Raw genomic sequence first — 24,494 nt, 5'->3', positions numbered from 1 at the left:
GCGGTCCACAGGTCCCAGCCATGATCGACACGGATACGGCACGGTTTGTGCCATGCGAACACGACGACACCTGCGACATCCGCACACCGCACTGGGCTTGGCGCTGGCCCTCTTCCTGACCCTGCTGACCTGCGCGGCCCAGGCGGACGACACCCCTCCGCCGACACCGGCCGGCGTCCCACCCCCTCCCGTACCGGCCATCGCCCGCACCTGGCCCGTCGGTTCCCACCCCTTGGTCCTACGAGCCTGGGAGCCCCCGGCGACGCTCTACACCCGTGGCCACCGAGGCGTGGACCTGGCGACCTCGGCGGGCGCTCCGGTACGGGCGGTGGCGGCGGGACGGGTGTCGTTCGCGGGCCGGGTGGCGGGGAAGGGTGTCGTATCGGTCGAACTGACGGGGACGGATCTCCGCACGACCTACGAGCCGGTGAGCGCGACGGTGAAGAAGGGGGACGAGGTGGAGGCGGGCGAGGTGGTGGGAACAGTGGAGCTCACAGGCTCGCACTGCGGCGCGACTTCGTGCGTGCACTGGGGCTTGCTGAGAGGGGAGGTGTACTTGGACCCGCTGGGGCTACTGCCGCCGTGGCTGCTGAACAGCGGCCCATCACGCTTGCTGCCGGTGCTTGGAGCGCCCCTTCAGGGGCGCGGGGCTGTATCGATTTGCAGCTCCGCCGCGGGGCGCGCCCGGCCCCCACCGGCCCGCAGCCGACAACTCAACCCGAGACACCCCGCAAAGCCATACTCACCGCAGCCTCAGTGATCACCGAAGGATCCTCCGCAGCCCCGAGCTCGATCCGCCGCACAGCCGCATCGACAACCCCCTGAAGCAACATCGCCGCCAGCCGCGGCTCCGCATGCCCCATCTCCGCCAGCGCCTCAACGATCATCGCGACCAGCCCACCATGCGCGGCCCGGATCTTCTCCCGCGCCCCGGCGTCCAGTTCACTCGCCGAGATGGCAACCACAGCCCGATGCCGCCGGTCCCCGACCAGGGCCAGCTGCTGCCGCACATACGCTTCGACCTTGCCCTCGGCGGAGCCGGCCCGCTCCATCGCCGCCGACACATCCGCCGCCCAGAGGGGGAAGTCGACCGCGCAGAGTTCCTCGACGACGGCGGCCCGGGAGCGGAAGTACTCGTACACGGAGGACCGTGCGAGCCCCGTCCGCTCGGCCAGGGCCGGGAAGGTCAGCGCCTCCGTCCCGCCCTCGGACAGCAGGGAACGAGCCGCGTCCAGCAGGGCGGCTCGCTGCATCGACCGGTGCTCGGCCACGGAGGCCGCTCGAATCCTTGGCACGTCAACCACTCTACGGACGGTCCACCCCCGGCGGGAGTGACAGGAGCCATGCAGTCACGATTCTGCGAGGTCGAAGCGGCCGTACGACTTGGTCAGCGGCCGAAACTCGCCAGCTTGGCGCGCAGTTGCAGCACGGACTTGGTGTGGATCTGGCTGACCCGGCTCTCGGTCACCCCGAGCACGTTGCCGATCTCGGCGAGGGTCAGCCCCTCGTAGTAGTAGAGCGTGACGACGGTCTTCTCCCGCTCGGGCAACGTGTTGATCGCCCGCGCCAGGAACCGCCGCAACTCCCGCCCCTCCGCCACCTCCACCGGGTTGTCGGCGGCGGTGTCCTCCAGGGTGTCCATCAGGCTGAGTCGGTCGCCGCCCTCGCCGCCGGCGTGCAGCAGTTCCTCCAGGGCGACCACGTTGGCCAGCGACAACTGGCTGAAGACGGCGTGGAGTTCGTCCACCGCGATGCCCATCTCGGCGGCCACCTCGCCCTCGCTGGGGGTGCGCCTGAGCCGCGCCTCCAGCGTGGCGTACGCCCGCTCCACGTTCCGCGCCTTCTGCCGCACCGAGCGCGGGATCCAGTCCAGCGCGCGCAACTCGTCGATCATCGCGCCCCGGATGCGGGTGATCGCGTACGTCTCGAACTTGATCTCCCGCTCGATGTCGAACTTCTCGATGGCGTCGATCAGTCCGAACACCCCCGACGACACGAAGTCCGCCTGCTCGACGTTGGGCGGCAGCCCGACGCTCACCCGTCCCGCGACGTATTTCACGAGCGGCGAGTAGTGCAGGATCAGCTGCTCACGCAGCCGCTCGTCGCCCGTCGTCTTGTACGACCGCCACAGCTCGTCGAGCGTCGAGGGAGCGGGCGGCCGGACGCTGCCACCGTCGCGGGCGGCTGGGGGGATCGCCGCCCGGTCGGACCCGGAGGTGTGCTGAGGCATTCGTCGCCTTGTGCCGTTCTGCCGTGAAGTGGGGGTGCCTGGGTGAGCTGTCGGAGTAATGGGGAGTTACCAGTCTGTTTGCCGGTCTGTGCCGGAATCCCCGTGAGCGTAGCGTGACTGGAGTGTCGCGGTGCGCGAAGTCCAGGGCCCGGACCGGCCACGAACGCGTTCGACATGGTGCGGGAACGGGTCGCCCCGATCGCTGTGCGTGATCATCCGAATGCGCCAACTGCGGGAATTCCCAAGGGTGTCGGGGTTCCCCCGGACGGCCGAACACACTCGGTCAGCGGCGCCCCCGATCCGGCCGGACCGAGATCATCGCCTGGCGTGTCAACTTCCAGCCGTCGCCGTGTCGTTCGACGTAACCAAGTGCTCGGAGTTCGTACAGTCTCGCGACCGCGTCGTCCTCCGTGGTCTGCGCACCCCGGGCGATCTCCCGCACCGCTGCCACCCTGTTGCCGGGGAGGGCGGCGAGAATGCGGCGGGCGGCCGGTTCCAACAGGTCGCGCGGGAGCACCGGTCCGCGCCTGTCCGGGGCCAGTTCGCCCATGTCACCGACCAGTTCGACGACTTCGGCGGCGTCGGTGACCAGCACCGCGTTCCCGCGCAGGAGTTCGTGCACACCGGCGGACAGCCCGCTGGTGGCCGGGCCGGGCACTCCTATGGTGTGGCGCCCCAACCGCTGCGCCGCCCGGGCCGTGACGAGCGATCCGCTGCGATACGCGGCCTCGACCACCACGGTGCCCCTGGTGAGCGCGGCGATCACCCGGTTCCGGAGGATGAACCTGCTCGATGTCGGATGCTCACCGGGCGGCAACTCGCCCACCACGAGCCCCTGTTCGGCGATCCTGCCGATCAACTGGGCGTGGCCGCGCGGGTAGGGCCGGTCCACTCCACAGGCGAGCACGGCGACGGTGGCACCGCCCGCGCCGAGGGCGCCGCGATGTGCGGCACCGTCGACTCCGTAGGCACCGCCGGACACGACCACCCAGCCGTCCTCGGCGAGGCCGGCGGCAAGGGTGGCCGCCATGTGGGCGCCGTACTCGGTGCAGGCGCGGGCGCCGACGACGGCGACGGACTTGAGCGCCCACACCCGCAGGCTGGGCCGGCCGCGCACCCACAGTCCGACGGGCCGTGCGTCCCCGAGGTCGTCTAGCTGGGCGGGCCACTCGGTGTCACCGGGGCACACGAACCGCACCCCGGCCTCCCGGGCCACCTCCAGGTCCCGGCCCGGCTCTACCGACTCGGCCCGCGCGCACAGCCCGGCCCACCGTTTGTCGGTGACCCCGGTGAGCTGCGGCCGTCCGTCCCACAGCCGCCGGGCCACTTCCACGGCTCCCAGCTCACGAATCCACCGACCGGCCACTTCGTCGCCGGGTTCGACGACCCGGGCGAGGAGGACGCGGGCGTGGAACTCGTCGCCCGGGTCCTCGTGCGCGGTCATACCAGTGCCCCGAGGGTCATCGGCGCACCTCGTGAAACACCGGTGCGCAGTTGCAGGGCGAGGAGCACGTCCGTGTCGTCGGGTCGGTCATGCCCCTTGAGGTCCGCGACCGTCCAGGCCACACGCAGGACCCGGTCGATTCCGCGCGCGGTCAGCGCGCCCCGCTCCAGACTGCGTTCGGCCTCGTCCATCGCCCCGCGCACGGCGTGCCAGCGGCTGCGCAGTTCACGGCCGGGCACCTCGCTGTTGGTGCGCCACGGAGTGTCCGCGAGGCGTGCCGCCGCCCGCTCCCTCGCCGCCCTCACCCGGTCCACGACCGTCGCCGTGGTCTCTCCTCGCGCCCCGTACATGCTGAGCTCTTCCCGCGTGACGCGGTCCACCGTGACCCGCAGGTCCACCCGGTCGAGCAGTGGGCCGGAGATCCGGGCCTGATAGCGGCGGATCGACGTGGACGGGCAGTCGCAGAGGTCCTCCTTCTGGGAGTAGCGGCCACAGGGACACGGATTGGCCGCGAGCACCATCTGGAACCGCGCCGGGAACCGCACCACCCCCGCACTGCGGGCGATCACCACGTACCCCGACTCCAGTGGCTGCCGTAGCGCGTCGAGTGCCTGGCCGCTGAACTCCGGGGTCTCGTCGAGGAAGAGAATTCCCCTGTGCGACAGGGACACGGCTCCGGGCCTCGCCATATGGGGTCCGCCCCCGACGAGGGCCTGCATCGTGGCCGAGTGGTGCGGAGCGCAGTAGGGGGCGACGTCGATCAAGGGTTTGCCCGGAGGCAACAGGCCCGCCACCGAGTGGACCGCCGTGACCTCCAGAGAGTCCTGTCGGCTGAGCCGGGGCAGGATCGCGGGCATCCGCTCGGCCAGCATGGTCTTGCCCGCACCCGGCGGACCTTCGAGGAAGAGGTGGTGTCCGCCGGCCGCGGCGATCTCGGCCGCTGTGCGCGCCGCGTGCTGCCCGGCGACATCGGCGAGGTCATGAACGGGGTCGTAGTGTGCCGCTCCCATACTGTGCATGCCCGTGGCGGCCCCGGTGCCCGGCATGCGCAGGCCGGCGAGGAGCGGGTCGGGTCGTCCCAGGCCGTCCGGTTCCTCGTCGGGGACGGGCTCGTCCGCGAGTACGGCGATCAGTTGTCGCAGGCTGCGGACGCCCAGCACGGACACCCCGGGCACGAGGGACGCCTCGGCGGCGGCGCACTCCGGCACCACCACCTGCTCGTACCCCGCGTCGGCCGCCGCCAGCACGGCCGGCAGGATCCCCCGGACCGGGCGGACCCTTCCGTCGAGTCCCAGCTCTCCGATCATCACGATGTCGGCGAGCACCCGGGGATCGATCCGTTCGGCCGCGCCGAGTACCGCCGCGGCCACGGCCAGGTCGAACCCGCTGCCGCTCTTCGGTACGGACGCCGGACTCAGGCCCACCGTCAGCTTCTTCTGCGGCCACGCGGCGCCCGAGTTGACGACCGCGGCCCGCACCCGGTCCTTGCTCTCCGTGAGGCTCTTGTCGGGCAGGCCCACCAGGGTGAACGCGGCGACGCCGGGTTCGAGGTCGGCCTGGACCTCGACGACCACGCCCTCGACGCCCACCAGCGCCACCGAACACGTACGAGCGAACCCCATCTCAGACCACCCCCCGCGCGTGCTCGACGACGGGTGCGCCGCGGCCGGGCAGGAGCACGCCCACCAGGTCGATGCGGACACCGCCCGGTGGCGCGCCTCCGTGGGCGTGGATCCAGCATTCGGCGAGGCCGCGCAGGCGCTCCGCCTTCTCGGGGGTCACGGCGGCCATCGGGTGCTCGTAGGCACCGGCCCGCCGTGTCTTGACCTCGCAGACGACCAGGACGTCGCCGTCCCGCGCCACGATGTCGATCTCGCCGGTCCTGCCACAGCGCCAGTTGCGCTCCAGGACCGTCATCCCGGCCTCGACCAGCCGTCGTGCGGCCAGCGTCTCGCCGTACTTGCCGAGTGCACTGCGTGCGTTCATGTCGGCACCACCTCCGGCGCCAACCGTCACGCAGAACGGTCCACCGAGTGGATCTTGGTGGACCGTTCAGTGGTTGTGGAGAACTCCGTCACCCACACGAGCGACGGGTGCTCCGCGAAGAGCCGCCGTCAGCCGCCCGGCAACTCCAGATCGCTCTTGTTCAGCTCCTCGATGTTCACGTCCTTGAATGTGAGCACCCGGACCTGCTTCACGAAGCGAGCCGGTCGATACATGTCCCACACCCAGGCATCCGCCATGGACACCTCGAAGAACACCTCGCCCTGGACCGAGTGCACCTGCATCTCGTAGTCGTTGGTGAGGTAGAAGCGCCGTTCGGTCTCGATCACGTATTTGAACAGACCGACGACATCGCGGTACTCCCGGTAGAGCTTCAGCTCCATCTCGGTCTCGTACTTTTCGAGGTCCTCGGCGCTCATGGCATGTTCCCCTTCAGCCGTGCGATCCCACCATTGTGCGCCAGTCCCGTGCGCCCCTAGACGATTTCCGTGTCAAGGGTCACCGGCCCGGCCGGGGGCCCTTCGTCGATCAGCCTGCGGAGCAGCTCGGCGAGTCTGGTCGGATACACCGTCTCATGCGCCCGCTCCAGTTCCCGGCACGTCCACCAACGTGCTCCGGAGACGCTGCGCCGCTCCAGCTCGGTGAGGGCCGTTGCGCCGGGCACCCCGTCGGCCGTGGCGGACGTCCTGGCCAGGTAGTACCACTCGTCCTGGTCCCAGCGGCGGCCCGCGAACGGGAAGGAGCACGTCCGGGTCCACAGCACCGGGCCGAGCTCCACCTGAGTGATCCCCGTCTCCTCCGCGAGTTCCCGCAGCGCGGCCTCCTCGTGCGTCTCGTCGCCCTCCAGGCCGCCGCCCGGCGTGAACCACCAGTCGTCGGCCGGATCGTCCGGCTCGTGGCCGTGGAGCAACAGGATGCGGTCCTGCGGGTCGAGGAGGACCACCCGGGCGACCTTGCGCAGCCCGCCCTCGTACGAGTCGCCGTACGCGCCCTCCTCGGTGGCCTCAGCGGGCACCGGCGGGCTCCGTACGGGTCCGGGAGCGGCGGCCGGCCAGCAGCTTGGCGACGGGGCCGTAGGCGCCGCCGCCGAGGACGAGCACCGCGCCCGCGACGATGAGGGCGACGACCGTGCGCAGCGGGCCGGGCTGGGAGAGGCCGCCGAGCTCCTCGAAGCCGGTGGGCCGCTCCAGCATGCCCTTCATGGGCCATACGACGGCGTCCACGCGGGCGTTCACGGCACTGCTCGCGACGGTGCCGCTGGCGACGTCCGTGAGGTGGGCGCTGGAGTCCAGGGAGCCCTGGCGCTCGTCGCCGAGCAGGAACAGGCGGCCCTTGGGAACCTTCACCGTCGGGATCGTCTTGTCCTCGACCGCGCCCCCCTTGAGGTAGCCCTCGTCGATCTGCTTGCCGTTGACGACCAACTTGCCGTTGGTGCAGCAGGAGACGGTGTCCCCGCCGACCGCGACGACCCGCTTGACCACGGGCGCGTTGGTCACCCAGGTCTTGTCGGTGAAGACGACGACATCGCCCCGGCGCACCTCGCTGCCGTCGATGCGCTGCGCCAGCACCCGGTCGCCCATGTCGATGGTCGGCGTCATGGAGCTGGTCGGCACCGTGTACGGCCGGTAGACCACAGCTCCCCAGCCGAACCCGCCGAGGAACAGCACAAGGCCCAGTGCGACGGCCAGCCCGGACAACCGCTGTCCGGTCCGGCTGCCCACCGGGCCCTTGCCAGTGCCACCGCCGGTACGCGGGGCCGTACGTGTTGCGCTCTCGCCACCCATGGGTCCGCACCCTACCCGGCGGTACCGAGGGTGGTCAGCCCTTCCTCCGGGACCAAGGTCACAAGCTCTACAAGGCCTTTACTCCACCTTGGCGGACCGCCTGCGGCGCCACAGGGCCAGCGGCAGCACGCCGACGAGGGCGAGGCCCTCCGGTGCGGCCGTCAGCAGCCGGGAGGCCGAGGCCTGCGTGTTGATGCCGGTCTGGTCGAAGGTGTCCGGGATCGGCAGCGTGCCCCAGCGGTTGATGGGCCAGGCCTTGACGATCGCGCGGCCGACGACCTCCTTCACCGGGACCATGCCGTGGTGCTTGTCGGACTGGTTGTAGCGCGAGTCCCGCGAGTTCTGCCGGTGGTCGCCCATCACCCAGATGTCACCCTTGGGGACCTTGACGGTGAACTGACCACCCTGGTCGTCGTTGGTGCACGGGGTGTTGCCCGGGTAGACGTACGGCTCGTTCAACGCCTTGCCGTTGACCATCAGCGGGCCGGTGCCGCTGCAGGAGACCGTGTCGCCGCCGACGCCGATGACCCGCTTGATCAGGTCCTTCTCCTGGGCGGACGGCATCAGGCCGATCCAACTGAGCACCGTCTGCAGGGCGTTGGGGTTCGCCGTCGGCTCACCCGCCAGCCAGTCGTCCGGGTCGTGGAAGACGACGACCTCACCGCGCTCGGGCTTGGACCCGAACCACGGGGTGAGCTTGTCGACCAGGACGCGGTCACCCTGCTGGAGGGTGTTCTGCATCGAGTCGGAGGGGATCGAGAACGCCTGCACCAGGAACGTCTTGATCAGCAGCGCCAGGACGAGCGCGATGACGATCAGGATCGGCAGCTCCTTCCAGAAGGAGCGCGGCTTCTTCACCGGAGGGGTCGAGTCGCCCGACCCCACTTCCTCGGTCCGGGTCGCCTCACCCGGCGCCGTACCGTCCTCGTCCGCTCCGGCGTCACTCCCGGAGGTCACGGCGCTGTCCGCGGCCGGGACGGGTGCTTCCACGGGATGTCCCTGGTGCTCCTCGCCGTCGTGTCCGGACCGTGCGCCAACCGCCACATCCCCCACGCCAACTCCTTACTCTGTGCCGCCGCCTGCCCCATCCTCGGCGCAGGCCCACCACTCCCATAACGAGCGGGAGTTCCGCAGGGCTCGGGAGTTGGACCGATCCGTTCGGATCGACCGGGGCAACCCTATGCGACAGTTCAGGACCGGCGGTCGTCCCCGACACGGAGTTGGAAACCGATGCGAAGGTTTTAGGTTCGTTCAGGCTGGTCCAGTGGCCCATCGGCCAGGCGATCACCTTGGCCCGCCCCACCACCGAGGAGAGCGCGACCGTGCCGCCGTAGCTGGTGTTCTGGTGTGCCCGGGAGTCGGCCGAGTTGCCGCGGTGGTCGCCCATCACCCACAGCCGGCCCTTGGGGACGGTGATGTCGAACGCCGTCTCGGACGGCGCGTTCCCGGGATACAGGTAGTCGGCCTCGGTCAGGGGAACCCCGTTGACGGTCACCCGCCCTTCCGAGTCACAGCACTTGACGTGGTCGCCGCCGACGCCGATGACCCGCTTGATGAGGTCCTTCTCGTTGTCGGACGGCAGCAGGCCGATGAACTGGAGGCCTTCCTTGACCTGCTTGACGACGACGGGGTCGTTCTTCTTGGTGGTCTGTTCGTCCGCGAGCCAGCCCCCCGGGTCGTGGAAGACGACGACGTCGCCGCGCTTGGGCTCGGAGCCGAACCACGGGGTGAACTTGTCGACCAGGACCCGGTCCCCGATGCGGATCGTCTGCTCCATGGAGCCCGACGGGATCACGAACGCCTGGACGAGGAAGGTCTTCAGGACGAGCGCTATGAGGACGGCGACGCCCACCAGGAGGGGTATCTCCCGGACCGCGCCGCGCCTGCGCCGTCGCTTGACCTTGCGCTGGAGCTTGCGCCGCTCGGCCCGGCTGCGGCCGGCGCCCCCGGCCGGGGCCAGCGCGCCCGCGCGCCGGAAGCCGGTCGGCAGCAGGTTCTCGTTCCCGAAGGAGCCGCCCGGCGGCGTCGCGCCGCGCGGCCTGCCGCGGTTACCCATGGGCGCCGTCCGCGGCGGGTACGCGCGCGTAGGCACCGGGTCGGACGAGGTGGGTCCAGTGCCCGGCGGGCCAGACAATCCAATCGGCTCGTCCGATGACGTCACCAACGGGAATCATGCCTCCGCCCGGGTCGCCCAGGTGATCCCGGGAGTCGCTTGAGTCGCTGCGGTGGTCACCGAGGACGAAGAGTGTGCCGGAGGGCACCACCACGTCGAACGGCACGCTGGACGGGGTGTCACCGGGGTACAGGAACGCCGTCTCGTCGACCGACCGCCCGTTCACCTGGAGCCTCCCCTTCTCGTCGCAGCAGACCACGCGGTCTCCCCCCACACCCACAACGCGCTTGATGTAGTCGGCGTCCCCGAAATAGCCGGTGCCGTCGAACACAACGATGTCGCCGCGCCTCGGATGGGCACCAAAACGGTACGCCAACTTATTTACGAGAACGCGGTCGCCGATCCTCAATCCGGATTCCATGGATCCGCTGGGAATCTGGAAAGGCTGGACCAAGAAGGTGTTGAGCAGCAGCAGGAACACCAGACAGACCAGGGCAGTCAGGGTGATCCGGCCGCCGGGCAGCCACTCGACGACACGCGACAGCAACGCGAAACGCGACCGTCCCTCCGGTCCTCCGATGTCCGAGATGTCCTCGGAGTCGGAAGGGCGGGAGGAGCGGTCGCGCTCTGTCGGCTGTGGTTCGGTGTCCATCGGAGCCAGATATTATCCGGCTCCGATATGAACCCCGCAGGGCGACTAGTTGTCGCGCTTCTCCTTGATCTTCGCGGCCTTGCCGCGCAGGTCACGGAGGTAGTACAGCTTCGCGCGACGGACGTCGCCACGGGTCACGAGCTCGATCTTCTCGACGATCGGGGTGTGCACCGGGAAGGTGCGCTCCACGCCGACGGAGAACGAGACCTTGCGGACCGTGAAGGTCTCGCGGACACCGGCGCCCTGGCGACGGATGACTACGCCCTTGAACTGCTGCACACGGGAGCGGTTGCCCTCGATGACGCGGACGTGGACGTTGACGGTGTCACCCGGGCGGAAGGCCGGGATGTCGGTGCGCAGCGAGGCGCCGTCGACGATGTCGAGCAGGTGGGACATTTCGTCTGCTTTCTTCATCGATGCCACAGGTCACCGACGGGAGATAGGTGAGGTGAAGGATGTTGTCCGTGTCGGGGCGGGCGTCGTGTCCCCCTGTGGCAGGGGCGCACGCCGGACGACGCACAACAACGACCTATTCTTCCACGCCGTCCGGCCTGCGCCAAAATCGGCCGTACGGCTCCCCCTCCGGGTCCGGGGCCCAGCCCAGGATCGAGAGCATCTCGCGGTCCTTCTTGTCGAAGGCCTTGGGCTCGCAGCGCTCGATCAGGTCGGGCCGGTGGGCGGCCGTGCGCTTCAGCGCCTCGTCGCGCCGCCAGCGGGCGATCTTTCCGTGGTGACCGCTGAGCAGCACGTCCGGGATGTCCCGGCCGCGCCAGACGGGCGGCTTGGTGTAGATCGGCCCCTCCAGGAGGTTGGCCATGGCGCCGGGCGCGAAGGAGTCGTCGCGGTGGGACTCGGCGTTGCCCAGGACACCGGGCAGGAGCCGTGCCACGGCCTCCGTGACGACCAGGACGGCCGCCTCGCCGCCGGCGAGCACGTAGTCGCCGATGGACACCTCGTAGACGGGCATACGGGTCGCGTACTCGTCGATGACCCGCCGGTCGATGCCTTCGTAGCGGGCGGGTGTGAAGACCAGCCAGGGGCGCTCGGAGAGCTCCACGGCGAGTTCCTGGGTGAAGGGCCGGCCGCTGGGCGTGGGCACGATGAGCGCGGGCGCGGCGGAGCCCGTCTCGTAGCCGTCGGCCAGGACGGAGTCCAGGGCGTCGCCCCAGGGCTCGGTCTTCATGACCATGCCGGGGCCGCCGCCGTAGGGGGTGTCGTCGACCGTGTTGTGGCGGTCGTACGTCCAGGAGCGCAGATCATGCACGTGCACATTCAGCTGTCCACGCGCGCGTGCCTTGCCGACGAGGGAGACGTTCAGCGGTTCGAGGTACTCGGGGAAGATCGTGACGACGTCGAGCCTCATGCGTCCGTGTCCTCCGAGGAGTCTTCCCGGCTCGACACGATCTCCGCGCGGTCGTCGATCAGCCCGGGCGGCGGGTCGATGACCGCGCGCTGCTCCTCCAGGTCGATCTCGATGACGATCGACTCGACGAACGGGATCATCACCTCGCTGCCGTCGGGCCGCTCGACGATGAAGAGGTCCTGGGAGGGCAGGTGTGAGATCTCGGTGATCCGGCCGACCTCCTCGCCGTCCTTGGTGACGACGTCGAGGTCCATCAGCTGGTGGTCGTAGTACTCGTCCTCCTCCTCCGGCAGCTCCTCCGGGTCGATCTCGGCGATCAGGAGGGTGTTGCGCAGGGCCTCGGCGCCGGTGCGGTCGCTGACGCCCTCGAAGCGCAGGAGGAGCCGGCCGCTGTGGACCCGGCCGGTCTCGATGGTCAGGGGGCCGGTGGCGGCGGGTTCGGTGGCCAGGACGGCTCCGGGGGCGAGCCTGAGTTCCGGCTCGTCGGTGCGTACCTCGACGGTGACCTCGCCCTTGATGCCATGGGCGCGGCCGATACGAGCGACTACCAGCTGCACTGTGCTTGATCTCCTGTAGTACGACGACGGGCCGGGGACGGCCCGCAGGCCCTCCCCGGCCCGAGCCGGTTTGCGATAGACGTCAGTGGATGTGATCCACGAACGTCAGCGGACGTGGTCCACGTCGACGAGGTCGACGCGGACGCCTCGGCCGCCGATGGCGCCCACGACGGTGCGCAGAGCGCGAGCGGTGCGGCCGTTGCGGCCGATCACCTTGCCGAGGTCGTCGGGGTGCACCCGGACCTCCAGCACGCGCCCGCGACGCAGGTCGCGCGAGGCGACCTGCACATCGTCAGGGTTGTCGACGATGCCCTTCACGAGGTGCTCGAGAGCCTCCTCGAGCATGCTCAGGCCTCGGTCGACTCGGACTCGGCCGCAGCCTCGTCCTTCTTGTCGGCCTTCTTCTTCTGGGTGATGGCCTCACCCTTGCTCGCGTCGTCGCCACCGAGGGCGTCGAACACGGGGCGTGCGGCCTTCGGCGCGGCAACGAGCAGCGGAGCCGGGGCCGGCAGGCCCTTGAACTTCTGCCAGTCGCCGGTGAGCTTCAGGATGGCGAGGACGGGCTCGGTCGGCTGCGCGCCGACACCCAGCCAGTACTGCGCGCGGTCCGTGTCGACCTCGATGCGCGAGGGGTTCTGCACCGGGTGGTACAGACCGATCTCCTCGATGGCCCGGCCGTCACGGCGGGTACGGGAGTCGGCGACGACGATGCGGTAGTGAGGCGAACGGATCTTGCCCAGACGCTTCAGCTTGATCTTGACTGCCACGGGAGTGGGTTCTCCTGGTTTTGACGTGGTTGGGCACGGCGAGATGGCCGCGTGGGGTTGCGGTACCCGAGTGCCCGATGGACGCGTCAGCCGGAGGCGAGAGGGTTCCTGTGCGGCTGTCGAGTACAGCTAGCCATTGTGCCACACCCTGGCGGTTCGCCCGACCGGGGGGCATGCCCCCGCATACCCCGGCCCATGCGGAAGCGACACCCGGCGCCGGGAGGTGACCGGCGCGGGTGTACGCAACCCGCCCTGCGGGGTGCGGCTGCCACGAGCAGCCGCACCCTCAGGCCGCGCCCACGACCTCCGGAATGCGGAAGGGCTTGCCGCAGCCCCCGCACACGATCGGCGCCTGGGCCAGCACCGACGGGACGACCCGTACGTTACGACCGCAGTCGCACACCGCCTTGACGCGGACGCCCCCACCGGACGAACCGTGCCGGGCGGCCGGGCCGCGGAAGGTGCGGGAGGTGTCCGCCGAGGTGGCGACGGTGTGCGCCTTCAGCGCGCGCTGGAGACGCTCCATCGTCGGCCGGTAGCGCCGCTTGGCCTCGGGGTTGAGCTGGACCAGCGAGAAACCACTGCTGGGGTGCGGTTCGTCGGGGTGGTCCAGGCCCAGCTCCTCGGCGATCGCGAGGAATCTGCGGTTGTGGTAGCGACCGGCACGGGACGTGTCGCGCACGCCGCGTGCGGCGGCGATGCCATGGACTGCCTCATGGAGCAGTCGCTCGAAGGAGAGCTCGTGTCCGCAGGCGGACGACGACTCTCCGATCAGGGACTCGGGCGCGGCCAGATCGGGCAGTTCGGGGTGGTACCGCTGAATGTCGGCCCACGCCTCTGCCAGCTCTGCGGCGAGAACAGGTGGTGTCTGTGTCGTGCTCACGTAATGACAACGAGCCGGAGTGCCCCTGTGTTCCGATTCCGGGCCATCCCAAATAATTTGCACGTACCCGTCAGTTGGCACTGATGCGTCCTGACGAGGGCAGGTGCGCTGATCTGCGGAGAAGCCTCACAGCTCATACCAAGCTGGTGCGTAGTCCGAGATACGACCCGGCGCGTAGACGGTGTCCGCGCGCCGGGGGAGCTGTTGTCCGCCGTTGCGCAAGAGGCCTTTCGGTCGCTCTGCCGCCGGAGGCCGTCGCTTCAGTAGGCGCGCGCCACGACCGCGACGTTACCGGGTGCCTTGTCGGCGTCCGGTACCGACCCGTCCTCGGCGACCAGACACCGTACGGTGACCGCGTGCTCGGCCAGCTGGGCCTCGCCCTCCTCGCCCAGTGTCGCCCACGGGATGCGCGCCCAGCCGCCGGCGGTGGCGGCCTCGACGGCCTCCCCGATCGTGGACACCTCGGAGGTGCGGGACTCACGCCGCTCGCGGGACTGCTTCAGCAGCAGCGCCTGGTCCTCCTCAAGGACGACGGGAAGCAGCTCTACGAGGGAGTCGATCGCCACCGGCTCCTTGCCTCCCGGGATCCGCCGGGCCAGCATCGCGGTGCCGTTCTCCAGGTCACGGGGCCCGATCTCGATCCGTACGGGTACGCCCTTGAGCTCCCAGTCGACGGCCCGGCGCCCGAAGGGGACGTCCGTGCGGTCGTCGACGCGGACCCGCACGCCCGCCGCCTTCAGCCGGTCCCCGAGCTCGCGGACCTTGGCCAGAACCGCCTCGTCGCCCTTGATCGCGAGAACGACCACCTGGATGTGCGCAAGACGCGGCGGCACCCGGAGCCCGTCGTCGTCGCCGTGCATCATCACCAGGGCGCCGATCATGCGCGTGGTGGAGCCCCAGGAGGTCTGCCAGACCAGTTCCTGCTTGCCCTCCTTGGACAGGTACTGCGTGTTGAAGGCCTTCGCGAAGTTCTGACCCAGCTCGTGACTGGTCGCCATCTGCAGCGCCTTGCCGTCGCCCATCATCCCTTCGAGGGTGAGGGTGTTGATCGCGCCCGCGAACCGCTCCTTGACCGTCTTGCGGCCCGGTACGACGTCCATCGCGAGGACGTTGACCATGAAGTCCTCGTAGACCTTGCGGTGGATGTGCGCGGCGAAGTCGCGCGCCTCCTCGTAGGTCGCGTGCGCCGTGTGGCCCTCCTGCCACAGGAACTCGCTCGTACGGAGGAAGAGCCGGGGGCGCAGCTCCCAACGGACCACGTTCGCCCATTGGTTGATCAGCAGGGGCAGGTCGCGGTAGCTCTGCACCCACTTCGAGAAGTACTCATTGATGATCATCTCGGAGGTGGGCCGGACGACCGCGGGCTCCTCCAGCTCCTTGCCGCCGCCGTGGGTGACCACAGCCAGTTCGGGCGCGAAGCCCTCGACGTGGTCGGCCTCGCGGGCGAGATAGGACTGCGGGATCAGCAGCGGGAAGTACGCGTTCTCGGTGCCCGTCTCCTTGATGCGGGCGTCCATCTCGGCCTGCATCCGCTCCCAAAGGCCGTACCCGTACGGTCGGATGACCATGGAGCCGCGCACTGGGCCGTTGTCGGCCAGCTCGGCCTTGCTGATCAGATCCTGGTACCAGCGGGGGAAATCTTCCGCCCGGGGCGTGAGTACGGGTGCCTTGGCCATGGCGAGATCGTACGGGCCCACGTTGCCGTCATGTGAATTCTCGCCACTCCCACAGGGAAGCCACAAGCCGGGCCCCACAAACCCTGGACGCCGTAGCGAGTGCGGAGTTTGCTGGCATACGGGGGAAGTGCGGGCGCACATCACGGGGGCCTCGGAAACGGGCACGGCCACAACTCTCTGCGGATTGGGGCGCTTTCGATGACACCTACGCTCGTGCGGCACTACCTGCCTCACACGGGGCCCGCGCCCCGTGTGGACCTGGGTGCACGCGCGCGTGACTGGTCCGAGATCCAGGAGCGGATGCTGGTGCCGCTCTACGAAGCCGTCTACGAGCGACTCGAAGTGGGGCCCGGCACCCGGCTGCTCGGCCTCGGCTGCGGCTCCGGGCTCGCCCTGCTGATGGCGGCCTCCAGAGGCGCTGCGGTGACCGGTGTCGAGCGTTCCTCCCCCGAACGGCTGGCCCTCGCCCGGGAGCGGCTGCTGCCGGACCCGTGGTCCCCACGCGCGCGTGCGCACACCCGGCTCGTCTACGGCTCCTCCAGGGACGCGGCCGACGCGGAGACGCCCGCGTACACCCTGGTGACCGCTTTCGAGCCCATCGGGTGTCTCGCGGGCGACTCGGAGGGGCTCGGCGAACTGCTCGCGTCCGCGACGCCGTTGACCGAGCGCGGGACGCCCGTGGTGCTGGCCGGCTGGGGTCCGCCGGAGCGCTGCGCGACCTCGTCCGTGCTGCGGGTGGCCACCAGGCTGGCGGACCCGCTGCGCGGCACGGGCAGCCCGCGCCCGGTTCTGCGCGACGACCTGGAGGAGGTCGCCCACCGCGCCGGCCTCAGGCCGGACGGCTCGGGCCGAGTGGCCTGCCCCTTCGGGTACGCCGACGTCGAGAGCGCCGTACGAGGGCTGTTGTCGACGGGACTCTTCGACTCGGCGATCATCGCGACGGATCAGGTGCAGGTGGAGAAGGAGTTGGCGGAAGCGTTGCATCCGTATCGGCGGCAGGACGGCACGGTGTGGATGCCGAACGTCTTCCGGTATGTGATCGCGCGTACGACCTGAGAACTAGAAGTCTTCCTTGAACTAGGAGTCTTCCTTGAACAGGCGCGTGACGCCCGCGATCCGGTAGGCGTCCGTCTCCTCCAACGTCTCGTTCTCCAGGAGGGCCGCCGCGAGGTCGTCCAACTGGCCGCGGTGGTCGCGGAGTTTGCGGATGGCCTCGTCGTAGCACTCGTCGACGATGCGGCGCATCTCGTGGTCGATCACGTCCAGGGTCTGCGGTGCCGCCGAGAGGCCGTAGGCCTGCTGGGCGTCGTTGGGGAGGGCGGAGAGGCGGCCGACGCGCTCGCTCATGCCCCAGCGGGCGACCATCCCGCGCGCGATGTTGGTGACCTGTTCGAGGTCGTTCTCGGCGCCGGTGGTGATCACGCCGTAGACGACCTGTTCCGCGGCCATGCCGCCGAGGGCGCCGATGATCCGGCCGCGCAGGTACTCCTCGGTGTACGCGTACTTGTCGGCGTCCGGGGTGGAGAGCGTTACGCCGAGTGCCCTCCCACGCGGGACGATGGTGATCTTGCGGACCGGGTCGGCGCCGGGCTGGAGCATGCCGAGGAGGGCGTGGCCGCTCTCGTGGTACGCGGTGCGCCGGCGTTCCTCCTCGGGCATCACCAGCGGGCGTTCGGCGCCCAGTTGGACCTTCTCCAGGGCTTCCGAGAGGTCGGACTGGGTGACCTCGCTCTGCTTGCGCTTGACCGCGAGGAGGGCGGCCTCGTTGGCGAGGTTGGCCAGTTCGGCGCCGGTCATGCCCGGGGTCGTACGGGCGACCTGGGCGAGGTTCACGTCCTTCGCGAGCGGGATCTCGCGGGTGTGGATCTCCAGGATCGCCTCGCGGCCACCCCGGTCCGGGGGCGAGACCACGACCACCCGGTCGAAGCGGCCGGGGCGGGTCAGCGCCGGGTCCAGGACGTCGGCGCGGTTGGTGGCCGCGATGACGATGACGCCCTCGGAGCCGGAGAAGCCGTCCATCTCGGTGAGGATCTGGTTCAGGGTCTGCTCGCGCTCGTCGTGACCGCCCATGCCGGAGCCGCCGCCGCGGGCCCGGCCGATGGTGTCGATCTCGTCGATGAAGATGATCGACGGGGCCACCTTGCGGGCCTCCGCGAAGAGTTCACGCACGCGTGAGGCACCGACACCGACGATCATCTCGATGAACTCGGAGGCCGAGGCCGAGAAGAACGGCACCCCCGCCTCCCCCGCGACCGCCCGCGCGAGCAGCGTCTTGCCGGTGCCGGGCGGGCCCGCGAGCAGCACGCCCCGGGGCATCTTGGCGCCCATCCTGCGGTACTCGTCCGGGTTCTTGAGGAAGTCGACGACGTCGTTCAGCTCGCCCTCGACCTCGTCGATGCCGGCCACGTCCTCGAAGGTCGTGCGCTGCTTGCCCGGCTCCAGCTCGACCGGTTTCGGCGGGGCCTTGCGGCCGAGCATGCCGCCCGCGCCGCCGAGCCCCGAGCTCATCCGCCGCGCGATGAAGAGCCACAGGACGACCAGGAGCAGCATCGGGGCCAGCGAGATCAGCAGATTGGCCAGAAAACTACGGTGTTGTACGACCGGTTCCGCCGTGACCGTGACGTTGTGCTTGGTCAGGTCCTCCCAGAGCTGGTCGTCCGCGAAGGTCGGCCGCTCGGTGTCGAACTTGGTGTACTTGCCGCCGCCGTCCGGGTTGTCCTGGCCCTTCTTCAGCTGGCCCTGGATCGCGTTGCCCTTGGCGTAGATCTTGGTGACGTTGCCGGCGTCGACCTGCTTGCTGAACTCCGTGTAGGAGATCGTCGGCTCGTCGCCCTCGTTGAAGAACGACAGGATCAGGTTGGCGATCAGGTACACGACCAGCGCGGTGAGGATCAGACTCCACCAGCCGCCGCGCATCTTCTTCCCGCCCGGCGACGGCTTCGGGGGCTCGTCCGGGGTGCCTTCCGTTCGCCAGGGCTGATCGGGCGACTTGCGCGGCGGCGCGGGGTTGGTCATATCGGCAAGTTACGACACGGGCAAGGTGTCGGCACGCCCGGGATGCGCCGAGGGCGCCCTTCCGGAGAGGGGCGCCCTCGGCGACGTAGAAGACGGGCTGTCGGCCCATGAACCTTCTGGGGCTCAGCCCATGAACTTCTTGAACTCGTCCGGCAGCTCGAAGTCCTGGGCGCCCTGCTGGGGCAGTCCGAACGCGTTGCCGCCCTGGGCGGCGCCGGCCTCGCGGCGCTGCGCCTCCTCCAGCTCCTGCTGCTTGCGCTTCATCGGGTTGCCGGAACGCTGCTTGCCCTTGGCCTGCTTGGGCTGCTTCTTGGTGCGGCCGGGGCCGCCGCCCATGCCCGGCATCCCCGGCATGCCGGGCATCCCGCCGCCCTGCGCCATGCGGGACATCATCTTGCGGGCCTCGAAGAACCGCTCGACCAGGCCCTTCACGGCGCTGACCTCGACGCCGGAGCCCTTGGCGATACGGGCGCGGCGCGAGCCGTTGATGATGGTCGGCTCGGCGCGCTCGGCCGGGGTCATCGACTTGATGATCGCGGCCGTACGGTCGACGTCCCGCTCGTCGAGGTTGTTGATCTGGTCCTTGATCTGGCCCATGCCCGGGAGCATGCCGAGCAGCTTGCTGATGCTGCCCATCTTCCTGACCTGCTCCATCTGGGACAGGAAGTCGTCGAGGGTGAAGTCCTGGCCCTTCTTGGACGCCAGCTTCGAGGCCATCTTCTCGGCCTCTTCTTGGCTGAACGTCTTCTCCGCCTGCTCGATCAGGGTGAGCAGGTCACCCATGTCGAGGATGCGGGAGGCCATCCGGTCCGGGTGGAAGGCGTCGAAGTCGTCGAGCTTCTCGCCGTTCGACGCGAACATGATCGGCTTGCCGGTGACCGACGCGATCGACAGGGCCGCACCACCGCGGGCGTCGCCGTCGAGCTTGGAGAGCACCACGCCGTCGAAGCCGACGCCGTCGCGGAAGGACTCGGCGGTGTTGACCGCGTCCTGGCCGATCATCGCGTCGACGACGAACAGGATCTCGTCCGGGCTGACCGCGTCGCGGATGTCCGCGGCCTGCTGCATCAGTTCCTGGTCGATACCGAGGCGGCCCGCGGTGTCCACGATCACGATGTCGTGGACCTTGGACTTGGCGAACTCGATGGAGTCCTTGGCGACCTTGACCGGGTCACCGACGCCGTTGCCCGGCTCGGGCGCGTAGACCGCGACACCGGCGCGCTCGGCGACGACGCTCAGCTGGTTCACCGCGTTGGGGCGCTGGAGGTCGGCGGCGACGAGCAGCGGCGAGTGCCCCTGGTCCTTCAGCCACTTGCCGAGCTTGCCCGCGAGGGTCGTCTTACCGGCACCCTGCAGACCCGCGAGCATGATCACGGTCGGCGGGTTCTTGGCGAAGCGGAGGCGCCGGGTCTCGCCGCCGAGGATCGTGACGAGTTCCTCGTTGACGATCTTCACGACCTGCTGGGCCGGGTTGTTCAGCGCCCTGTTGAGGTCGGCGCCGAGGGCGCGCTCCTTGACGTTCTTGATGAACGTACGGACGACGGGCAGCGCCACGTCCGCCTCAAGCAGCGCGATCCGGATCTCGCGCGCGGTGGCGTCGATGTCCGCCTCGGAGAGCCGTCCCTTGCCGCGCAGGTTCTTGAAAGTGGCTGAGAGGCGATCAGAGAGAGTATCGAACACGGCGCTCGCGGTCCTCGGGGTCGGTGGCTATTGGGGAATCGCCCTCCAGGGTATCCCGGTCGCACAAGACCGGGTCACGGGTCAGCCGCGCAGGGTTTCCTCCAGTTTGCGCGCCACCGCCGTGGCCTCCTCCGCCGGCAGCGGTGTCCCCTCCGCCCCGGTGACGTAGAACGCGTCCACCGCGTTCGAACCCAGCGTGCTCACGTGCATGCTCCGCACCCGGACCTTCGCCTCGTCCAGCGCCCGCCCGATCCGGTGCAGCAGCCCGGGGGCGTCGTGCGCGCGCACCTCGATGACCGTGGCGTGCCGGGAGGCGGCCGGGGCGACCGTCACGCGGGCCGCCGGTGCCACGACACCCCGGCGGCGCGGGTAGGCGGCGTCGCGTTCGGCGAGGCGGGCGGCGATGTCGAACGACCCGTCCAGGGCCCGTACGAGATCGGCGCGCAGCCGGGCCGCCTGGGGCAGGGAGCCGTACTCGGCGGCGACCCGCCAGTTCAGCAGCAGGACCGAGCCCTCTACGCCGACCGGGAGGTCGAGCGCTCGCAGCTCCGCCGTGCGGACCGTCAGGCGGTGCATCGCCAGGACGCCGGCCACCGCGGGGAGTACGCCCGGCTGGTCCGGTACGGCGATCAGGAGTTCCACGCCGAGGGGTTCGGGGTCGCCGGCGGGCTCGTCCTCGGACGGGGGTTCCGTCTGGGCGCGCAGCGCGAGGACCGGGCCGCCCGTCGCCACCGCCTCGATCGCGAGGCGTTCCTGTTCCGCCGTGGCCGCGCCCGCCTCGGGCTCCTCGGGCGCGTCGCCGGAGAGGACCGCGGCGACCCGCTTCACCAGGTCGGCGACGAGGGAGGCCCGCCAGGACGACCAGGCGGCCGGGCCGGTGGCCAGCGCGTCCGCCTCGGTCAGGGCGTGCAGCAGCTCCAGGGTGCTCGTCGTACCGACCGCCTCGGCGACCGAACGGACCGTCGCCGGGTCCTCCAGGTCACGCCGGGTGGCCGTGTCGATGAGGAGGAGGTGATGGCGTACGAGCGTGGCGAGTACGGCGACGTCCGCGCGGTCGAAGCCGATGCGGGCGGCCACGTCCTTGGCGATGATCTCGCCGGCCACGGAGTGGTCGCCGGGCCAGCCCTTGCCGATGTCGTGCAGCAGCGCGGAGACGAGCAGGAGGTCGGGGCGGCTGACGCGGCGGGCGAACTCCGAGGCGCGGACGGCGGTTTCGATGAGGTGCCGGTCGACGGTCCAGATGTGCACGGCGTTGCGCTGCGGACGGCAGCGGACCCGCTCCCAGTCTGGGAGAAGGCGGGTGATCAGGCCTTCCGCCTCCAGCGCCTCCCACACGTCGACCGTCGGCTGTCCGGAACCGAGCAGCGTCACGAGCTGCTCGCGCGCCTCGGCGGGCCAGGGCGTGGGCAACGGACGCACCGCGGTCGCCATGCGCCGTACGGCGTGCAGCGAGAGCGGGAGTCCGGCCTGCGCGGCGGCAGCGGCGGCGCGCAGCGGGAGGACCGGGTCGCGTTCGGGGCGGGCGGCGCGGGCGAGCACGACCTCACCGTCCTGCTCCACGACGCCCTCGGCGAGCGGGGAGCGCTCGGCGGCCGGTTTGGCGCCGCCCCCGAGCATGGCGCGCAGCCTCGGCCGCACCGCACGGGACCGCAGCACGCGCCCCACTTCGCGCCAGGTGACATCACTGGCGTACGACACGACGCGTGCCGCTTCGTAGACCTGGCGCAGCAGGGTGTCCGCGTCGAGGAGGCCGAGCTCGGCGGCGACCTGGTCCTGCTCCTGGAGCGCGAGCCGGTCGGTGGCGCGGCCGGTGGTGAGGTGCAGGGCGTCGCGGACGTCGAGGAGGCGGCGGCGGGCGTCGGCGAGGCCCTCGCGCGGGGCGTCGGCGAGCCAGGAGGCGGCTACGGCGCGCAGCGCGGTGGCGTCGCGGAGGCCGCCGCGGGCCTCCTTGAGGTCCGGTTCGAGGAGGTACTGCAACTCGCCCTGCCGCTCGGCGCGTTCGGCGCAGAGTTCCTGGAGTTCGGGGAGGCGTTTGGGCGCCTGGTTGCGCCAGTCGGCGAGGACGGCCGTGCGCAGGGAGGCGGTCAGGCCGAGGTCGCCGGCGATGTGGCGGGCGTCGAGGAGGCCGAGCTGGACCTTGAGGTCCTCGCCGGCGGTCTTGCGGGCCTCGGCGGGCGTGCGGACGGAGTGGTCGAGGGCGAGGCCGAGGTCCCAGACCGGGTACCAGATGCGGTCCGCGAGGGCGGCGACCGCTCCGGAGTCACTGCCGTCGTGCAGGAGGAGCAGGTCGAGGTCGCTGCGCGGGGAGAGTTCGCCGCGGCCGTAGCCGCCGACGGCGACCAGGGAGACGCCCTTGAGGGCTTCGTTGCCGGCGGTGAAGAGGCCGGTCAGCCAGTCGTCGGTCAGTTCGGCGAGGGCGGCACGGCGCGGCGGCCCGGACCGCGCCCCCTCAGTGAGGAGGCGCAGCCGGGCCGCCGCGTAGCCGCTGGGTCCGGAGTCCTCTGCATCCTTGCGCACGTCCGTACTCGTCACCCAGCGACTCCTGTTCTGTTTCTTTTTAGAGCGCGTCCGGTCCGCGCTCGCCGGTCCTGACCCGGACGGCCGTCTCGACCGGGAGGGACCAGACCTTGCCGTCACCGATCTTGCCGGTGCGGGCGGCCTTGACGATGACGTCGATCAGCTGCTCGGCGTCGTCGTCCTCGGCCAGCACCTCGATGCGGATCTTGGGGACCAGGTCGACCGTGTACTCGGCGCCCCGGTAGACCTCGGTGTGTCCCCGCTGACGACCGTAGCCGCTCGCCTCGGTGACCGTCAGACCGTGGACCCCGAAGGCCTGGAGGGCTTCCTTGATCTCGTCGAGCCGGTGGGGCTTCACGACGGCGGTGATGAGCTTCATGCGTCCACCTTCTTCGTCTCCGTGGCGGTGGCGAGAGAGCTGCCGCCGAGGCCGCCGCCGGCGCCGCTGAAGTCGTATGCCGTCTCGGCGTGCTCGGCCTGGTCGATACCCGCGACCTCTTCGTCCTCGGTGACCCGCATACCGATGGTCTTGTCGATGAGGAAGGCGAGGACCGCGGAGGCGACCAGGGAGTAGCCGAGGACCGCGCCGACACCGGCGAACTGCTTCCACAGCTGGGTGAAGGAGTGGTCGCCGTAGAAGACACCGGTCGCGGCGGACTGGCCCTTGCCGGTGGCGAAGAAGCCGATCAGCAGGGAGCCGAGGATACCGCCGACCATGTGGACACCGACGACGTCGAGGGAGTCGTCGATGTTGAACCTGTACTTCAGGCCGACGGCCGCGGCACAGCCGACACCGGCGATGGCGCCGACGGCGATCGCGCCCAGCGGGGAGACCGCACCACCGGACGGGGTGATGGCGACCAGACCGGCGACGGCACCCGAGGCCGCGCCCAGCGTGGTGAACGCGCCGTGGCGGATCTTCTCGTAGGCGAGCCAGGCGAGCATGGCGGCGGCGGTGGCGACCTGCGTGTTGACGAACATCAGCGCGCCGACGCCGTCGTCGTTGCCGAGCCACGAACCGGCGTTGAAGCCGAACCAGCCGAACCACAGCAGACCGCAGCCGAGCATGACCAGGGGAAGGCTGTGCGGACGCATGGGGTCACGCTTGAAGCCGACGCGCTTGCCGATGACGAGGATGACGCCGAGGGCGCCGGCACCGGCGTTGATGTGGACCGCGGTACCACCGGCGAAGTCGATCACACCGAGCTTGAAGGCCCAGCCGTCGGCGCCCCATACCCAGTGGGCGACGGGGACGTAGACGACGGTCAGCCACAGGGCGACGAAGAGCGCCCAGGCCGAGAACTTCACGCGGTCGGCGATGGCACCGCTTATCAGGGCCGGGGTGATGACGGCGAACATCATCTGGAAGACCATGAAGACGAAGATCGGGATGGTGTATCCGGGCCAGAGGTCCGTCAGTCCGACGTCGCTCATGCCCAGCCAGTGGGAGTCGTAGCCGATGAAGCCGTTACTCGAACCGAAGGCGAGCGAGAAGCCGTAGAGCACCCACAGGATGGTGACGATCCCGATGCTGATGAAGCTCATCATCAGCATGTTCAGGGTGCTCTTGACGCGGACCATGCCTCCGTAGAAGAAGGCGAGTCCCGGTGTCATGAGCAACACCAGGGCGGAACAGATGAGCATGAAGCCTGTGTTCGCGGAGGACAGTTTGGGTGCCTCCGCGGCAAGCGTGATGGCGGCTGATGCCATCGGCGTCTCCTCGTCGGTTGTACGGCCCCGTGCGGGCGAAGCCTGGATGCGGTCCGGTCAAGGCGGGGGGTCCGGTTATGCGCCATGAGATTGGCGCAG

General features: G+C 70.0%; 25 protein-coding genes. 2 read left to right on the top strand and 23 right to left on the bottom strand.

Features of this window, described 5'->3' with window-relative positions:
• The first annotated feature begins 52 nt into the window (after positions 1–52).
• A complete protein-coding gene (locus OC490_RS18990) occupies positions 53–760 on the top strand; it encodes a murein hydrolase activator EnvC family protein (RefSeq protein ID WP_262059135.1) in 708 nt (235 codons plus the stop codon).
• On the opposite strand, the gene OC490_RS18985 is transcribed toward OC490_RS18990, so the two are convergent.
• The 18 genes from OC490_RS18985 to proS form a co-directional block, all read right to left on the bottom strand.
• The gene (locus OC490_RS18985) at positions 714–1,271 is read right to left on the bottom strand and encodes a TetR/AcrR family transcriptional regulator (protein WP_262059249.1); all 558 of its coding nucleotides are present in this window, start codon (positions 1,269–1,271) and stop codon (positions 714–716) included. The genes OC490_RS18990 and OC490_RS18985 overlap by 47 nt on opposite strands.
• 116 nt (positions 1,272–1,387) lie before the next feature.
• Entirely contained in the window at positions 1,388–2,230 is an 843-nt protein-coding gene (gene whiG, locus OC490_RS18980) for an RNA polymerase sigma factor WhiG (RefSeq protein ID WP_019068776.1), read from the bottom strand.
• Between the two features lie 283 nt (positions 2,231–2,513).
• Complete coding sequence (gene dprA / locus OC490_RS18975; protein ID WP_262059134.1) at positions 2,514–3,674, bottom strand: DNA-processing protein DprA; 1,161 nt, start codon at positions 3,672–3,674, stop codon at positions 2,514–2,516.
• On the bottom strand, positions 3,671–5,296 hold the full coding sequence (locus OC490_RS18970; protein ID WP_262059133.1) for a YifB family Mg chelatase-like AAA ATPase: 1,626 nt from the start codon (positions 5,294–5,296) through the stop codon (positions 3,671–3,673). The genes dprA and OC490_RS18970 overlap by 4 nt, the downstream gene beginning before the upstream one ends.
• A 1-nt stretch (position 5,297) precedes the next feature.
• Positions 5,298–5,660: a YraN family protein gene (locus OC490_RS18965; RefSeq protein ID WP_262059132.1), complete on the bottom strand. Its 363-nt coding sequence runs from the start codon at positions 5,658–5,660 to the stop codon at positions 5,298–5,300.
• 128 nt (positions 5,661–5,788) lie between these two features.
• On the bottom strand, positions 5,789–6,097 hold the full coding sequence (locus OC490_RS18960) for a DUF2469 domain-containing protein (RefSeq protein WP_003965949.1): 309 nt from the start codon (positions 6,095–6,097) through the stop codon (positions 5,789–5,791).
• A gap of 56 nt (positions 6,098–6,153) precedes the next feature.
• Positions 6,154–6,693, bottom strand: coding sequence for an NUDIX hydrolase (locus OC490_RS18955; protein ID WP_262059131.1), 540 nt, complete (start codon positions 6,691–6,693; stop codon positions 6,154–6,156).
• Complete coding sequence (lepB, locus tag OC490_RS18950; protein WP_262059130.1) at positions 6,683–7,462, bottom strand: signal peptidase I; 780 nt, start codon at positions 7,460–7,462, stop codon at positions 6,683–6,685. The genes OC490_RS18955 and lepB (OC490_RS18950) overlap by 11 nt, the downstream gene beginning before the upstream one ends.
• 78 nt (positions 7,463–7,540) lie before the next feature.
• On the bottom strand, positions 7,541–8,515 hold the full coding sequence (lepB, locus tag OC490_RS18945; RefSeq protein ID WP_262059129.1) for a signal peptidase I: 975 nt from the start codon (positions 8,513–8,515) through the stop codon (positions 7,541–7,543).
• Entirely contained in the window at positions 8,403–9,518 is a 1,116-nt protein-coding gene (lepB, locus tag OC490_RS18940; RefSeq protein WP_262059128.1) for a signal peptidase I, read from the bottom strand. Before lepB (OC490_RS18940) ends, lepB (OC490_RS18945) begins: the two co-directional genes overlap by 113 nt.
• Entirely contained in the window at positions 9,511–10,227 is a 717-nt protein-coding gene (gene lepB / locus OC490_RS18935; RefSeq protein ID WP_262059127.1) for a signal peptidase I, read from the bottom strand. The genes lepB (OC490_RS18940) and lepB (OC490_RS18935) overlap by 8 nt, the downstream gene beginning before the upstream one ends.
• 45 nt (positions 10,228–10,272) lie before the next feature.
• On the bottom strand, positions 10,273–10,623 hold the full coding sequence (gene rplS / locus OC490_RS18930) for a 50S ribosomal protein L19 (protein WP_019058701.1): 351 nt from the start codon (positions 10,621–10,623) through the stop codon (positions 10,273–10,275).
• Positions 10,624–10,756: 133 nt separating this feature from the next.
• Entirely contained in the window at positions 10,757–11,590 is an 834-nt protein-coding gene (gene trmD, locus OC490_RS18925) for a tRNA (guanosine(37)-N1)-methyltransferase TrmD (RefSeq protein ID WP_262059126.1), read from the bottom strand.
• Entirely contained in the window at positions 11,587–12,147 is a 561-nt protein-coding gene (gene rimM, locus OC490_RS18920) for a ribosome maturation factor RimM (protein ID WP_262059125.1), read from the bottom strand. Before rimM ends, trmD begins: the two co-directional genes overlap by 4 nt.
• 105 nt (positions 12,148–12,252) lie before the next feature.
• On the bottom strand, positions 12,253–12,492 hold the full coding sequence (locus OC490_RS18915; RefSeq protein WP_005479813.1) for an RNA-binding protein: 240 nt from the start codon (positions 12,490–12,492) through the stop codon (positions 12,253–12,255).
• Between the two features lie 2 nt (positions 12,493–12,494).
• Positions 12,495–12,914: a 30S ribosomal protein S16 gene (gene rpsP / locus OC490_RS18910; protein ID WP_200709732.1), complete on the bottom strand. Its 420-nt coding sequence runs from the start codon at positions 12,912–12,914 to the stop codon at positions 12,495–12,497.
• A 286-nt stretch (positions 12,915–13,200) separates the two neighbouring features.
• Entirely contained in the window at positions 13,201–13,797 is a 597-nt protein-coding gene (locus OC490_RS18905) for a hypothetical protein (protein ID WP_019068763.1), read from the bottom strand.
• 260 nt (positions 13,798–14,057) lie between these two features.
• Complete coding sequence (gene proS, locus OC490_RS18900) at positions 14,058–15,473, bottom strand: proline--tRNA ligase (protein WP_262059124.1); 1,416 nt, start codon at positions 15,471–15,473, stop codon at positions 14,058–14,060.
• Positions 15,474–15,671: 198 nt separating this feature from the next.
• On the opposite strand from proS, the gene OC490_RS18895 reads away from it, so the two are divergent.
• The gene (locus tag OC490_RS18895; protein WP_262059123.1) at positions 15,672–16,529 is read left to right on the top strand and encodes a class I SAM-dependent methyltransferase; all 858 of its coding nucleotides are present in this window, start codon (positions 15,672–15,674) and stop codon (positions 16,527–16,529) included.
• A 21-nt stretch (positions 16,530–16,550) separates the two neighbouring features.
• Here the strand turns inward: OC490_RS18895 and ftsH are convergent, their stop codons facing one another.
• The 5 genes from ftsH to OC490_RS18870 all read right to left on the bottom strand — a co-directional run bounded on the left by ftsH (position 16,551) and on the right by OC490_RS18870 (position 24,395).
• Positions 16,551–18,488, bottom strand: coding sequence for an ATP-dependent zinc metalloprotease FtsH (gene ftsH / locus OC490_RS18890; RefSeq protein WP_262059122.1), 1,938 nt, complete (start codon positions 18,486–18,488; stop codon positions 16,551–16,553).
• A 123-nt stretch (positions 18,489–18,611) separates the two neighbouring features.
• On the bottom strand, positions 18,612–20,168 hold the full coding sequence (gene ffh / locus OC490_RS18885) for a signal recognition particle protein (protein WP_262059121.1): 1,557 nt from the start codon (positions 20,166–20,168) through the stop codon (positions 18,612–18,614).
• An 81-nt stretch (positions 20,169–20,249) separates the two neighbouring features.
• A complete protein-coding gene (locus OC490_RS18880) occupies positions 20,250–22,700 on the bottom strand; it encodes a [protein-PII] uridylyltransferase (protein WP_262059120.1) in 2,451 nt (816 codons plus the stop codon).
• A 25-nt stretch (positions 22,701–22,725) separates the two neighbouring features.
• Entirely contained in the window at positions 22,726–23,064 is a 339-nt protein-coding gene (locus OC490_RS18875) for a P-II family nitrogen regulator (RefSeq protein ID WP_003997576.1), read from the bottom strand.
• Positions 23,061–24,395: an ammonium transporter gene (locus tag OC490_RS18870; protein ID WP_262059119.1), complete on the bottom strand. Its 1,335-nt coding sequence runs from the start codon at positions 24,393–24,395 to the stop codon at positions 23,061–23,063. Before OC490_RS18870 ends, OC490_RS18875 begins: the two co-directional genes overlap by 4 nt.
• Between the last annotated feature and the right edge of the window lie 99 nt (positions 24,396–24,494).

Origin of the sequence: Streptomyces sp. STR69, from assembly GCF_024519455.1 — a bacterium.
Lineage (GTDB): Bacteria > Actinomycetota > Actinomycetes > Streptomycetales > Streptomycetaceae > Streptomyces.
Note: the sequence above shows the minus strand (reverse complement) of the source record. Positions and strands in the feature narration are given on the sequence as shown.